Source organism: Pseudarthrobacter siccitolerans, assembly GCF_001046895.1.
Lineage (GTDB): Bacteria > Actinomycetota > Actinomycetes > Actinomycetales > Micrococcaceae > Arthrobacter > Arthrobacter siccitolerans.
Window position 1 is genome coordinate 13,028 of the sequence record NZ_CAQI01000028.1, and the last position, 12,400, is coordinate 25,427.

General features: G+C 67.2%; 12 protein-coding genes. 7 read left to right on the top strand and 5 right to left on the bottom strand.

What is annotated here, in order from left to right; all coding sequences use genetic code 11:
* Positions 1-18: 18 nt before the first annotated feature.
* Both ARTSIC4J27_RS02510 and ARTSIC4J27_RS02515 read left to right on the top strand, forming a co-directional pair.
* Complete coding sequence (locus tag ARTSIC4J27_RS02510; RefSeq protein ID WP_050053643.1) at positions 19-837, top strand: oxygenase MpaB family protein; 819 nt, start codon at positions 19-21, stop codon at positions 835-837.
* Positions 830-1,744, top strand: coding sequence for a DUF817 domain-containing protein (locus ARTSIC4J27_RS02515; protein WP_050053644.1), 915 nt, complete (start codon positions 830-832; stop codon positions 1,742-1,744). Before ARTSIC4J27_RS02510 ends, ARTSIC4J27_RS02515 begins: the two co-directional genes overlap by 8 nt.
* Positions 1,745-1,787: 43 nt before the next feature.
* Here ARTSIC4J27_RS02515 and ARTSIC4J27_RS02520 read toward each other — a convergent pair whose 3' ends face one another.
* The gene (locus ARTSIC4J27_RS02520; RefSeq protein WP_050053645.1) at positions 1,788-3,167 is read right to left on the bottom strand and encodes an LLM class flavin-dependent oxidoreductase; all 1,380 of its coding nucleotides are present in this window, start codon (positions 3,165-3,167) and stop codon (positions 1,788-1,790) included.
* A 285-nt stretch (positions 3,168-3,452) separates the two neighbouring features.
* On the opposite strand from ARTSIC4J27_RS02520, the gene ARTSIC4J27_RS02525 reads away from it, so the two are divergent.
* Entirely contained in the window at positions 3,453-4,640 is a 1,188-nt protein-coding gene (locus tag ARTSIC4J27_RS02525; RefSeq protein WP_152683756.1) for a hypothetical protein, read from the top strand.
* A 26-nt stretch (positions 4,641-4,666) separates the two neighbouring features.
* On the opposite strand, the gene ARTSIC4J27_RS02530 is transcribed toward ARTSIC4J27_RS02525, so the two are convergent.
* Entirely contained in the window at positions 4,667-5,548 is an 882-nt protein-coding gene (locus ARTSIC4J27_RS02530; RefSeq protein ID WP_050053647.1) for a helix-turn-helix transcriptional regulator, read from the bottom strand.
* Between the two features lie 141 nt (positions 5,549-5,689).
* Here ARTSIC4J27_RS02530 and ARTSIC4J27_RS02535 point away from each other — a divergent pair, with 141 nt between their 5' ends.
* From ARTSIC4J27_RS02535 to ARTSIC4J27_RS02550, 4 genes are all read left to right on the top strand, one after another.
* On the top strand, positions 5,690-6,997 hold the full coding sequence (locus ARTSIC4J27_RS02535; protein WP_083435283.1) for a multidrug effflux MFS transporter: 1,308 nt from the start codon (positions 5,690-5,692) through the stop codon (positions 6,995-6,997).
* A gap of 110 nt (positions 6,998-7,107) precedes the next feature.
* Complete coding sequence (locus tag ARTSIC4J27_RS02540; RefSeq protein ID WP_050053648.1) at positions 7,108-8,148, top strand: NAD(P)-dependent alcohol dehydrogenase; 1,041 nt, start codon at positions 7,108-7,110, stop codon at positions 8,146-8,148.
* Positions 8,149-8,330: 182 nt separating this feature from the next.
* A complete protein-coding gene (locus ARTSIC4J27_RS02545) occupies positions 8,331-9,068 on the top strand; it encodes a hypothetical protein (RefSeq protein ID WP_050053649.1) in 738 nt (245 codons plus the stop codon).
* 50 nt (positions 9,069-9,118) lie between these two features.
* Positions 9,119-9,298 carry a hypothetical protein gene (locus tag ARTSIC4J27_RS02550; RefSeq protein WP_050053650.1) on the top strand — a complete coding sequence of 60 codons (180 nt, stop codon included), beginning with the start codon at positions 9,119-9,121 and terminating at the stop codon, positions 9,296-9,298.
* Positions 9,299-9,313: 15 nt separating this feature from the next.
* Here the strand turns inward: ARTSIC4J27_RS02550 and ARTSIC4J27_RS02555 are convergent, their stop codons facing one another.
* From ARTSIC4J27_RS02555 to ARTSIC4J27_RS02565, 3 genes are all read right to left on the bottom strand, one after another.
* Entirely contained in the window at positions 9,314-9,910 is a 597-nt protein-coding gene (locus tag ARTSIC4J27_RS02555) for a GNAT family N-acetyltransferase (protein ID WP_050053651.1), read from the bottom strand.
* Positions 9,907-11,982 (bottom strand): penicillin acylase family protein, encoded by a 2,076-nt coding sequence (locus ARTSIC4J27_RS02560; RefSeq protein WP_083435284.1) that lies wholly within the window; start codon positions 11,980-11,982, stop codon positions 9,907-9,909. The genes ARTSIC4J27_RS02555 and ARTSIC4J27_RS02560 overlap by 4 nt, the downstream gene beginning before the upstream one ends.
* 132 nt (positions 11,983-12,114) lie before the next feature.
* Positions 12,115-12,393 carry a hypothetical protein gene (locus ARTSIC4J27_RS02565; RefSeq protein ID WP_050053653.1) on the bottom strand — a complete coding sequence of 93 codons (279 nt, stop codon included), beginning with the start codon at positions 12,391-12,393 and terminating at the stop codon, positions 12,115-12,117.
* Positions 12,394-12,400: the final 7 nt, after the last annotated feature.

Consider the following 12,400-nt stretch of genomic DNA (forward strand, 5'->3'; position numbering starts at 1 on the left):
GTCCGGTACCCTGTTGAAATGGTGCGAGGAATGGCCGAGTACGGGGCAGAAGGCATCCTGCTCGCCGGTGCGGGACGGGCCCTGCTCCTGCAGCTTGCGGATCCGGCTGTGGGCCGCGGCGTTGACGAGCACAGCACGTTCGTGGGCCGCCCGGTCAACAGGCTCAAGGGCACCCTCACCTACGTCTACGCCATTGTGTACGGCACTGATGAACAGGTGAACGAGGTCCGCCGCAGGGTCAACCGCGCCCATGTCCCGGTCCGCAGGGACCATGACGGAACCTCCGCGGGCTACAACGCCTATGATCCTGAACTGCAGCTCTGGGTGGTGGCCACGCTGTACGACACGGCGGTGACCATCATCGAGAAGATCTACGGCCCGCTCGACGACGACGCGGCCGATGCCATGTATCAGGACTACGCGAGGATCGGCACGGCCCTGCAGCTTCCGCCCGCCATGTGGCCGGAGGACCGGGCGGCGTTCAGCCGCTACTGGAACGGGCGCATCGCCACGCTCCGGGCGGAGGAAGGCGGGGTGCGCGTGGGCCGCGGGCTGCTGTACCCGAAGCACACGGCGCTGTGGTACCGCGCCATCATGCCCTCCGCCAGGTTCCTCACCGCCGGGCTCCTGCCCCACCAGCTCCGCCAGGACTTCGGCCTGCCGTGGAACGAGCGCCGCGAGCGCCGTTTCAACCGCACCATGGGGTTCCTGGCCGTGGTGTACCCCAAGCTGCCCCGGAGCATCCGGCACTGGTTCAAGGACTACTGCCTGAACAGCCTGGACGCCGACATCCGGGCAAAAAACCAGTCCGGCAAGCGTCAGGGAGTCCGTGCATAGTTCCACCTCAGTAGAGCAGCGGATCGACGAGCGGGCCCGCCGCTTCCTGGCACAGGGAACGGCCGGCGGTGCCAGGGCAAAGCTCACCGAATTCGTGGTCTTCGGCCTCAAGCAGGGCTGGGCCTGCATCTTCGGAGCAGCCCTCCTGGCGGTGCTGATGGCGGCGCGGCTCTGGTATCCGGACGGCGCCGGACTGGCCAGGAACGACTTCCTGACACTGGCGGCCGTGGCCATCCAGGTCCTCATGGTGGTGTTCAGGCTGGAGACCCTCCGTGAACTGCGCGTCATTATCCTGTTCCACCTGGTGGGTACCGTGATGGAACTGTTCAAGACCGACGTCGGCTCCTGGTCCTACGAGGCGGAGGGCATCCTCCGGATCGGCGCGGTTCCGCTCTTCAGCGGATTTATGTACGCCGCGGTGGGCTCCTACATGGTCCGCGTCTACCGGCTCTTCGACCTTCGCTTCGCCAACTACCCGCGCCGCTGGATCACGACAATCGCTGCAGCGGCCATCTACGCCAACTTCTTTACCCACCACTACATCTGGGACCTGCGCTGGGTGCTGCTGGCCGCCGTCGTGATCATTTACGGGCGGTGCGTTATGCACTTCCGCGTGTTCCGTAAGCACCACCGGATGCCGTTGGTGATCGCCTTCCTGCTGGTGGCACTGTTCATCTGGATCGCCGAGAACATCGCCACCTGGTCCGGCGCCTGGCTGTACCCCAGCCAGATGGAGGGCTGGCATCCGGTTTCGCTGGACAAGCTGGTGTCCTGGTTCCTGCTGATGATCATCTCCGTGGTGCTGGTGGCCTGGGCCTACAAGCCCCGGCCGCCGGACAGTGAGGCAGCCGCGGGCGACGGCGGCATCCGCCCCGGCGCCGCCGTGGAACCCTCCGTTCAGCCTTAGCGGCTGCGGCGCCTGGACAGGTTGAGCCCGGGCTGCCGGCCCATCAGAAGGCCGAACCGATCGAGGCCAGCGCAGGCGCTGCGGCGCCGGCGAACCGGTTGTCCGGGCGCTCCAGGCCATAGTGCTCCCGCAGCGTGGTGCCGGTGTAGCCGGTGCGGAAGAGGCCGCGCTCCTGGAGGATGGGCACCACCTGGTCCACAAACGTCTCCAGCCCGGAGGGCAGCACCGGCGGCATGATGTTGAAGCCGTCGGCCGCGCCGCCGTCGAACCATTCCTGGATGGCATCAGCCACCTGGACCGGCGTTCCCGTGAACGTGCGGTGCCCGCGGCCGCCGCCCAGGCGGCCGATCAACTGGCGGACGGTGAGCTTTTCACGCCGGGCGAGCTGGACGATCAGGGTGTAGCGGCTCTTGGCGCCCTCAATCTCGTCCTCGCTGGGCAGGTCCTGAGGCAGTTCGCGGTCCAGGGGCAGGTCCTCCGGAGCCACGCGCAGGGTCTTGGCCAGCTGGATCCGGGCGTACTCGGGCTTGATCAGCCGGTCCAGCTCCCGCTCCAGCTCCAGGGCTTCCTCCTCGGTGGCGCCGATGACGGGCACGATGCCCGGGAGGATCTTGATGGTCTCCGGGTCCCGGCCGGCAGCAGCGGTGCGGGCCTTGAGATCGCGGTAGAAATCCCGGGCGTCGGCGAGGGTCTGGTGGGCGGTGAAGACGGCGTCGGCGTACCGGGCCGCGAGGTCCTTGCCGTCCTCGGATGACCCGGCCTGGACAATCAGCGGGTGGCCCTGCGGCGAGCGGGGCACGTTGAGCGGCCCGCGGACCTTGAAGTGCTTGCCCTCGTGGTCGATGGTCCGGATCCTGTCCGCATCACCCCACACGCCCTCGGCCTTGTCCGCAACGACGGCGTCGTCCTGCCAGCTGTCCCACAGTTTCTGCGCCACCTCAATGAACTCGGCGGCACGCTCGTACCGGACAGCGTGGGCTGGCTGGTCGTCCACGCCGAAGTTCCGGGCGGCGTCGGGGCCGGCCGTGGTCACCACGTTCCAGCCCGCCCGGCCGCCGCTGACCCAGTCTACGGAGGCGAAGCGGCGGGCCAGGTTGAACGGTTCGTTGTAGGTGGTGGAGGCGGTGGCAATCAGGCCGATGTGTTCGGTGGCGCCGGCGATGGCGGTCAGCAGCACGGTGGGCTCGAGCTTTCCGGCAGGACGGCGGCCCACTTCGCCGAAGAGGACGGGGGAGTCGGCGAAGAAGATGGAGTCCAGCTTGCCGCGTTCCGCTGTACGGGCCAGTTGCTTGTAATGCTCAATATTGGTGCTGGACTGCGGGTCACTTTCCGGCAGCCGCCAGGACGCTTCGTGGTGGCCTGTGCTCATGAGGAAAGCGTTGAGGTGGAGTGTTCGGCTACTGGAGGAATTCTCGGAAGTCATGGGGTTCTCCTGTCTGAGGCTGTGCAGTTCACGACACCTAAACATGGCGATCAAGGCCTTGGCCAGCACGCCGCAAAGAAGGCTCAATGTAGGGAAACGGCGCTACTTATGGCGCCATCAGAAGGACAAACCGGGCAACGCTGCGCCATGCTCCGCAACGATGGTTAATGTGGCTGGCGGATGCATCGCCGTCGTCGTCACCGGGTTTTTCATTGTCCCGGGAGCGGGGCCGGGTATCTAATGAGTTCACCCGGTGCACGGGCATAGGCAGCTTCAGGGGAGTGTATGGAATCTGGACACCGCCAAGGGTTGGAGTCCCTGGGGCCGGGCAGGCCGGCGGCTGAGCTTCTGAACACTGTTGCCGCGCTCGCGCTGCGGGAACCGCGGGTGGACGTTCTGTCCGCAACTGCATCCAGAATCGGGCTTCCCGCACTGAACATGACCACCGGCGGTTTATGGCGGGTGCAGGGAATGGCCGGCGGCGAAGACGCCTCCTTGCCGCCCCGGGAATTCAGCGTAGTGGTGAAGCTCCTTCAATCACCCTTGCTCTGGAGCGGCATTGAGCGCGTGCCGGAGGAATACCGGGAAGCTTTGGCAGCGAACTACCCGTGGCGGACGGAGGCGGAGGTCTACTCGTCCGGACTGTCGGAGGCCATGCCGGCCAACAGCCGCCTGCCGGAGCTGTTCCGCCTGGTGGAGCTCGGACCGGACCGGGCAGCTATCTGGATGGAGGATATTGCGCCTGACGGGAACCCCGAGTGGTCGGACAAGCATTTCCGGGACGCTGCCTGGGTGCTGGGCCTTCTCGCCGGAACTCCGGAAGTGCGGCAATGCAGCGAGGCAATCCAGGACACCAGGCGCCCGGACCGGCTGAAGTACTTCCTCTCCGGCGTGGGCGACGCAGTGTTGATCCCGGCCATCAAAGGACCGGACCTTTGGGAGCATCCCGCTATCTCGGCGCATTCTGATCCAGCACTGGTGGAGGGACTGCGTTCGTTTGCCGATCAGTGCCCGCTCCTGGTGGACGAGATGATGACCCTGCCGGCACTTCCAGCCCACGGCGACGCCTGTCCGCAGAACTTCCTCATCGAAGGCGCAGACCCTGTCACCGGGCTGACAAACTTCGTGCTGGTTGACTGGGGGATGTTCGGGGAGGTCTGCGTGGGATATGACCTGGGGCAGTTGCTCGCCGGCCGGGTCAATGACGGGACCCTGCCGGGTACTGCATTGGAACGCCTCGAGCCGATCTGCGTGGATGCCTACCTTGAGGGGCTGGGCAGGAGTGCTTCCGCCGTGTCCCGGGGCGAGGTCCGGCGCGGCCTGGCCATTTCGATGGCTGTGTTTGCCGGCCTTACCGCCGTGGTCAGTGACCGGCTTGCGGAAGGGGATTCAGCGGAGGTCCGGTCGCTGATGGCAGGAAGGCTGGACATGGCCAGGTTCCTGCTGGACCTGCTTGCGCAAACCCGGTCCTGACGTGCCGCGCGGTTCGAAAGGCGACGTCAGCCCGCGTGCGCCTGCGCCACTTCGGCGATCTTCTCGGTAGCCGCCCACGAGGCCAGGAGCTTGAGGTTTTCCTCGGTGGATGTGCCCGGGGTGGCAGGATAGACGGTCAGGGAATGCCCCGGGTCCTCTTCCAGCCCCAGGACCTGGTAGTTCAGTTCGAGCAGCCCCACCACAGGGTGCTGGAAGAACTTGGTCCCGGCGTAGTGCCGGCGGACATTGTGGGCAGCCCAGCGCGCGCGGAAGTCGTCGCTGCGCATGGACAGTTCACCCACCAGTTCGGCGATGCCCTTGTCGTGCGGGTTCCGCCCGGCCTCACGGCGAAGGATGGCCACGTTGGTGTTCGCTGCCCGCTCCCAGTCGGGGTAGAAGTTGTGGGCGCGGGGGTCCAGGAAGATGAAGCGTGAATGGTTGGCCGGCCGCGCCGGACTGCGGTACATGTCCGAATACAGGGCGTACCCCAAGGTATTGGCGGCCACGATGTCCAGGCGGTTGTTTCCAATGAAAGCCGGCGCTCCCGTGATGGTGTCGAGGAGGTACTGGAGTTCCGGGCGCACGCGGGTTGGCGCGGCGCTCGCCGCACGCTTGCGGCCGGACATGTTGGCCGTCCGGGCGAGGTCGTAAAGATGATCATGTTCCGCCCGGTCCAGTTCCAGGGCGCGTGCGATCGCATCGAGGACACTGTCGGAGACTCCGGAGAGGTTGCCGCGTTCCAGCCGGGTGTAGTAATCCACGCTGACACCGGCGAGCCGGGCCACCTCTTCGCGCCGGAGTCCGGGCACGCGGCGCCGTCCGCCGTACGGCTCGATCCCCGCCTGCTCTGGGGTGATGCGCCCGCGGCGCGTGGAGAGGAACTGGCGGACCTCGGCTCGGTTATCCATAAGGACACGTTACGACGAAGAGCCAACCCGTAAGGAGGGTCTGCCAAAACCCGTTTCAGCAGAGCCCTCGCTGGGACTTCCGGGAGCAGGTTTGATGGGAACATCCCCCTTCCCTCATCAATCAGATGGAGCGCTCAACCAATGTTGCCAACCGCAACGCGGACGCCCTCCGCCGGCGCCGTCCCCGCGACCCTGGTGGCCACGGTCATCTTCCTGACGGCGGTGGCACCCCTGGCCACGGACATGTACGTTCCGGCCTTCCCCCGTGTGGCCGCGGAGTTCGGCAGCCCGGCGTCCGCGGTACAGCTGACCCTCACCACGTTCTTCGCCGCGATGGGGCTGGGACAGCTGGTGGGCGGCCCCTTCAGCGACCAGCGCGGACGGCGGCTGCCGCTGGTGGCCGGCACCGTCCTCATGGCGGTGGCATCGGCGGCGTGCGCCCTCGCCCCGAACATCGCAGTCCTGATGATCGCCCGCTTCCTGCAGGGCTTTGGCGGCGGCTGGGCCATGGTGATCGGACGGGCCGTCATCGTGGACCTGGCCCACGGATCGCAGCTGGTCCGGGTGCTCAACATCGTGATGGGCATCGGCGGCGTGGCACCCATCATCAGCCCGCTGCTCGGAGCGGTGATCCTGCAGCTGACCGGGTGGCGGATGACCTTCTGGACACTGGCCGCCCTGGGCATCCTGATGACCCTCTGCGCCCTGTTCGTCGTCCCGGAATCGCTCCCGCCGGAAAAGCGCCACTCCGGCGGGCTGGCTGAATTCGGCCGCGCGGCCAAGGACGTGCTCTCCAACCGCCGGTTCGTCGGCTACGTGGTGGTGGCGTCGTCGGCCTTTATCGCCCTGTTCGCGTACGTGGCAACGTCCGCGTTTATCCTGCAGAACATGAACGGCCTGTCTCCGGTGATGTACTCCATCGTGTTCGCCGCGAACGCCGGCGGCATGACCATCGCCGCCCTGGTGTCAGCCAGGATGGCCGGCCGGGTGTCCACCCGGAAGGTTATCCTGGCGGGCCAGCTGATCGCCCTCGCCGCGGGAGTGGTTATGCTGGCCGGAGCCCTGTGGTGGGCCACTCCGCTGCTGGTGGCCATGGGCAGTTTCTTTGCCCTCATGGTGGCGCAGGGCCTGATCAATACCAACGGCGGTGCCCTCGCTTCCGCCGAAGTGCCCGAGCACCCGGGCACCAGTTCCGCCGTCCTGGGGCTCGTGCAGTGGACCACCGCAGGCATCGCGGCGCCGACCGCCGGCCTCGGCGGCGGGAACACTGCCGTGCCCATGGCCCTGCTCATGGTCGGCGGGGCACTGCTGTCCCTGTTCGGGCTCCTTGTCCTGGCCCGCCCGCGTTCCAGGCCCTTCGCGCCGGGCGCCCGCACGGCGTGGCACTCGCACGAACGCGGCCAGGACCTGCGTGTCACCGACGACCAGTACGGAGGCCGCCAAGGGTAGGACTGCCAGACCCAGTATCAACAGGGCCACCCTGAAGCCCCCATAGGCCAGTCAGCCGGTCTTCCACCCCGCTAGCATTCTAAAGAACCCCCAAGAACAACAGGAGAGCCATGACTACCGTCAAAGCTTATGCATCCCCGTCCGCCACAGAGGACCTCATCGCCACCACCATCGAACGCCGCGAGGTGGGCCCGCACGATGTCCTGATCGAGATCAAGTTCGCGGGCATCTGCCACTCCGATATCCACACAGTCCGCGGCGACTGGGGCCCGCAGCAGTACCCGCTGGTCCCCGGCCACGAAATCGCCGGCATCGTCACCGAAGTGGGTTCCGCCGTGACCAAGCACGCTGTGGGCGACCGCGTCGGCGTTGGCTGCATGGTCAACTCCTGCCGCGAATGCGCCAACTGCCTGAAGGGCGAGGAGCAGTACTGCCTCAACTCAATGGTGGGCACGTACGGCGCGGTGGACCGCGACGGCACCGTCACCCAGGGCGGCTACTCCAGCCACGTTGTGGTGACCGAAGACTTCGTGGTGCGCATCCCGGAGGGACTGGACCTGGACGTCGCCGCACCGCTGCTGTGCGCCGGCATCACCACGTACTCCCCGCTGCGGCACTGGGGTGCCGGCCCCGGCAAGAAGGTTGCCGTCGTCGGCCTCGGCGGCCTGGGCCACATGGCCGTCAAGCTCGCCCACGCCATGGGTGCGGAGGTGACGGTTCTGTCGCAGTCGCTGAAGAAGCAGGAAGACGGGCTGCGCCTGGGCGCGGACCACTACTTCGCCACCAGTGACGAGAACACCTTCAAGGAGCTCGCGGGCACCTTCGACCTGATCATCAACACGGTCAGCGCGTCGATTGACATCAGCTCCTACCTGCAGCTGCTGGCGCTCGAAGGCGCGCTGGTGAACGTCGGCGCCCCCGCCGAGCCGCTCCCGGTCAACGCCTTCGCGCTGATCGGCGGCCGCCGGTCCTTCGCCGGTTCGATGATCGGCGGCATCCGCGAAACCCAGGAGATGCTGGACTTCTGCGCCGAGCACCACCTGGGCGCCGAGATCGAGGTCATCCCGGCCGGGAAGATCAACGACGCCTACGAGCGCGTCCTCGCCTCGGACGTCCGCTACCGCTTCGTGATCGACACCTCCACGCTCTAATAACAAAACGCGTTCGACGGCGGCCGGCTCCCAAGGGGGCGGGCCGCCGTCGGGCAATATCCCGGTACAGCTTTTCTGTTATCCGCCGCAACGGTTCGGCGCCAATCAGCCTGCGCAAGGTGCGAAACCTGCCTGCGGTTCCAGAATTGGAGGACAGGTTTTACTAGCCCCGGGAGGGTGACATGCGTAGGTCCGGCGGGCTGCTTCCCGCGATGATTCTGGTTGCTGTTGTGCTGGCCGGCTGCGGCCCGCAGGCAGGGCCGCCGACGGCGACCACCCCGGCGGCGACGACCACCGCCCCCGTCACATCCGCTGCCCGCAGTCCTTCCGCCGCCTCGACCGCAACCGTGAAGCCGCCTGCAGAGGGGACAGCATGGATGACCTTTACGACGGCAGACGGGGAGCTCGCGTTTGACCTGCCGGCTGAGTGGGGCGTGCGGGACCCGGCAGGGGAACTGCCCGACGGCGGCGGGGCTTTCGCTGAAGTCACCAACGAGGCCGGCAGGCCGCTGGCCACGCTGCGGACCAACATGGCCACGGGGTCCACCTGCCTGGACAAATACCCGTACTCGGAGTTTGAGTCGCAGGAAATGCCGGCCCTGGCCCAGGACGGCGAAGTGCCCAGGTACGTCTTTGAGACCCGTGGCGACGCCACCACTCCAGGCCCGGCCGACACCCCCGCCGCGGCGTACGGCATCACAACGGTTCCGGCTCCTACTGGGGATTCAGCCTGCCCCATCTTCCACTTCTTCACCTGGCCACCCACCGCGGCGATGTTTGGAGCGTTTTACAACCCGGAGAACAACAGGACTCCAGGCGCAGAATCCCTGCCGTACCTGGAACAGGCCCGGAAGTACATGGACACCACCGAGTACCAGGACATCCGGCGAATGATCACCTCGCTCCGGCCGGCCGGTTAAACCCGACGTTTATCCGCCATCCGAGTCCACCACCACAACGAATAACTGCCATGAACTACTACACCCCGGCGGCGCAGGAACGAGCCCTGGATGCCGCATACGACGCAGTGGAGAAAGTCCTCGACGGAATGTTCGCACCGTTGAGCCGGCACGCGATGAACGCACGCTGGAACCAGGCCTGCGAAGCCATGGCCAAATACCTGGAAGCAAAGGACAGCGGCGAAGAGTAGGCGCCTGCCTCAGCCCTAAAGGGCCGTGGCGGCCTCGAACTTCTCCCGAGTGAGGAACACGAGCTGGGCTTCCTTCTCGGCCAGCTGTACCTTGGCGCCGGCTTCGAAGCCGAAGCCCACGAGACGCCCGATGGCCTTGCTGTTACGCGCGTCCGGCTCCGCCACCACCCGGTCCTTGGCGGGGTCGGACAGCAGGAAGCGGATGAGCCCGGAGAGCAGGGTGGCCGTGAAATTGGGCACCGGCCGTTCGGCGGGGGCGAGCAGCAGGTGCATGCCCGTATCTTCCGGCCGCGCCGGGTATACCTCGCCCACCGGGTCCTGCAGGGGCTCGTACGTTTGGAAGATGCCTGCGGGCCGATCCTCCACGAGCATCAGGTACCCGTGGTGCGTGTCCAGGCTGTCCAGGAAGCCGTAGATATCGCGCACCTCGTCCCGGCTCATTGCGCCCATGCCCCAGAATTTAGCGCGTTCCTCCCGCACCCAGCCGTGGATCAGGTCCGCGTCCGCCCCGGGTGCGATCACCACCAGCCGAAGCCTGCCCAGGCCCGGCAACTCTTCCTCGTAGACGGAATCCCTGGCGGCGAAGGGCAGTGCAGTGTCAGTGCTGGTCATGGGTTCTCCTTGGTGAGCTGGTTCCAGTCGGTAACCACGGGGATGAGTCCGCCTGCCGACCAGAGCGGCAGTTGGCTCGCGAAATGTTGGTGCTGCGGATGTCCCGAGGCGCCAAACGGGACCACCCACCGGCTCTTCGTCCGGTCCGAGAGGTCCCACACGTACCGCGCCACGGGCCCGCGGAAGGAGCCGTCCGTCACACCGGGCAGGCTTTCGGTGGACAGGACGCAGTTGGTGTCCCCCGAAAGCGCGGTACTTGGCAGCGCAGGCGTGGAGGCCCCGGTGGAAGGGTAGTCCGCCAGCGCATGCAGCGGCAGCAGCGTGTGGCTGGTTCCCCACGTTCGACGGGGAGGTGCGGCGGCAACCTCCTCCAGCGCCTGCCGGGCGGCCGCGCGGACATCCAGCCCGAACAGGTGGCCCTTTTGCAGGATGGTTTCGACGGCGAAACCCACCCGGGCGGTCAGGTGCAGCCAGGGTGAAAACAAGGGGGAGCGGCGATGTGCCCCCGTGAGCGGTTCCAGCGCTGGGCTGCCGGTCAGCGCGAGGACCAGCGCCGCACGCCAGGCCGAGAAAACTGCGGCATCCTTGCTGTCCGCGCGCATGTGGCCGTCCCACCCCAGCAACTGCCCACGCAACTGCCCGCCAGGTTCGGAGAGTTCACCCACGCCCTCGAGCAGCGTCCGGAAGGCGGGCCACGAACCGAGCAGGGTGTCCATGTGGATGCCCTGCATATCGTCCGCATCCAGCCCGGAGCCGGCTTCCTCGAGCAGGCTCCGGATGCGGCGGGCGCGGTGTGCGGGAGCAAACTCGAGACTGGTTCTGTCCCCGCCGCCGGAATCCCGGTCGTTGGCATTGACGGCAAGGCTAGTGACAGTGGAGGCGGGCAGGTCCACCCAGGCGCCTGTCCACTGGTGCCCGGGGGACCAGGCAGGCACAGGCCGGACGCGGTTCTCCGGGTTCCGGACCGGAACCTTGCCGGCCACCAGCTGGCGCACGTCCCCGCCCGAGTCGGCGGCCAGCACGCAATTGACGGGCTCAACCCAGGATTCCAGGGCGTTCTCCACTTCGGCCGCCGAGCGGGTCCGAAGGAGCGGAAGGAGGGCCTCGAAACCCAGCGTCCCGGCAAAGCGCGACGGCGTCCGCAGGCTCAGCGCGCCGCCGTCGGGCCCGCCGGACATTACCGGGCCGCGCGCCGTTTCGATCACCTCAACCGTCTCAGGGGAGCCGCCGCGGACCAGGATCTCCTCCTGATGGTGGGCCAGCACCGGTTCCCAGCCGTCCGGTCCCAGCGCCTGGAGGGAGCCGCCGGTTTGCCGCAGTTGCTCAGCGTAGAGGTCCTGATAATCCGCCATGGCGTTGGTGACCGCCCACGCCGCTGTCCCGGTGTGACCGAAGTGGGGGAGCCCGGGGACGCCCGGGAAAGCCAGCCCCACGACGTCGAACTCGGGGCAGGCGAGGCGTACCTGCTGGTACACGCCGGGAAGTTCCATCAGCCGGTGCGGGTCGCCGGCGATCAGCGGAGAACCGGAGTCCGTGAGGCTGCCGGCGGCGGCCCAGGCGTTGCTGCCGGCCCAGACCGGGGCTTCGATGCTGAAGAGTTCCACGGCTTCGGGGCCGAGGTTGGCGGCCACATGCTCCCGCCAGAGCTTGTTGGGAAACGTGCTGAAGAGGATGTGGTGGACCAGGAAGACGCCGAGCGGAGTCCACGGCTCCCACCGTTCGGGTGTGGTGCCGGTATCCCGGAACTCTGGTGCTTCCCGCCGGCCGGACTCCAGGGCCTGGTTGACGCCGTTCACGTAGGCCTTGCACCAGCGCCGGGTCTCCGCTTCGAGGTTGGCGAAGCAGCGCCGGGCGGTGTCATCGATGCGTGCCTGGCGGGCAAACCTGTCCCAGACCAGGCCCTCGGGGCCGAATTTTTCGGCGGTCCGGCCTTCGGAGCGCCAGCGCTCCATCTCGATCTGCCACGATCGGTCCAGGGCGGCGTTGCGTCCCTGCAGGAAAGCCAGCCCATCGGCAGAATCTGCGCGCAGGTGGGGGATGCCCCATGCATCACGGAATGTTTCAGCAGGCACGGGCAGGGCCAGGCGGGGGAGTGGGAGGCACGGTAGTCCTTCTTCTTAGGGGAACCTAAGTAAGCGTAGGTGGCCGGTGCTGTGCTTCCCAAACGGGGCGTGAAACATAGCGGGTGGTGCAGCTTTGCTGCGTTAGCCGCCGTCTGTTTCCTCTTCAATCTCCGCCAGCACGTCGGCTGCATCCCGGTTCCCCGACGCCGCCAGCCGCCGCAGCTCATCCAGGTCACCCTGTTCGCCGGCAGACTCCACCAGCTGGTCCGCCGCGTCCCGGCTGCCGGCATCAGCAAGCCGCCGCAGTACGGCCAGGTCCCCGCGCTCGGCGGCGCGTTCGACGAGTTCACCCACGGCGTCCGGATCCCCGTGCTCCGCACGCTGCCGCAGGGCCTCAAGTTCCGGGTCAGGTGTCTGCACGTTTCAA

What these genes read in the sequence shown, in the direction of transcription:
- ARTSIC4J27_RS02545 (WP_050053649.1), top strand. Translation starts at nt 8,331, where the DNA reads ATGCGTAGGTCCGGCGGGCTGCTTCCCGCGATGATTCTGGTTGCTGTT.
- ARTSIC4J27_RS02535 (WP_083435283.1), top strand. Translation starts at nt 5,690, where the DNA reads ATGTTGCCAACCGCAACGCGGACGCCCTCCGCCGGCGCCGTCCCCGCG.
- ARTSIC4J27_RS02510 (WP_050053643.1), top strand. Translation starts at nt 19, where the DNA reads ATGGTGCGAGGAATGGCCGAGTACGGGGCAGAAGGCATCCTGCTCGCC.
- ARTSIC4J27_RS02550 (WP_050053650.1), top strand. Translation starts at nt 9,119, where the DNA reads ATGAACTACTACACCCCGGCGGCGCAGGAACGAGCCCTGGATGCCGCA.
- ARTSIC4J27_RS02530 (WP_050053647.1), bottom strand. Translation starts at nt 5,548, where the DNA reads ATGGATAACCGAGCCGAGGTCCGCCAGTTCCTCTCCACGCGCCGCGGG.
- ARTSIC4J27_RS02525 (WP_152683756.1), top strand. Translation starts at nt 3,453, where the DNA reads ATGGAATCTGGACACCGCCAAGGGTTGGAGTCCCTGGGGCCGGGCAGG.
- ARTSIC4J27_RS02555 (WP_050053651.1), bottom strand. Translation starts at nt 9,910, where the DNA reads ATGACCAGCACTGACACTGCACTGCCCTTCGCCGCCAGGGATTCCGTC.
- ARTSIC4J27_RS02520 (WP_050053645.1), bottom strand. Translation starts at nt 3,167, where the DNA reads ATGACTTCCGAGAATTCCTCCAGTAGCCGAACACTCCACCTCAACGCT.
- ARTSIC4J27_RS02540 (WP_050053648.1), top strand. Translation starts at nt 7,108, where the DNA reads ATGACTACCGTCAAAGCTTATGCATCCCCGTCCGCCACAGAGGACCTC.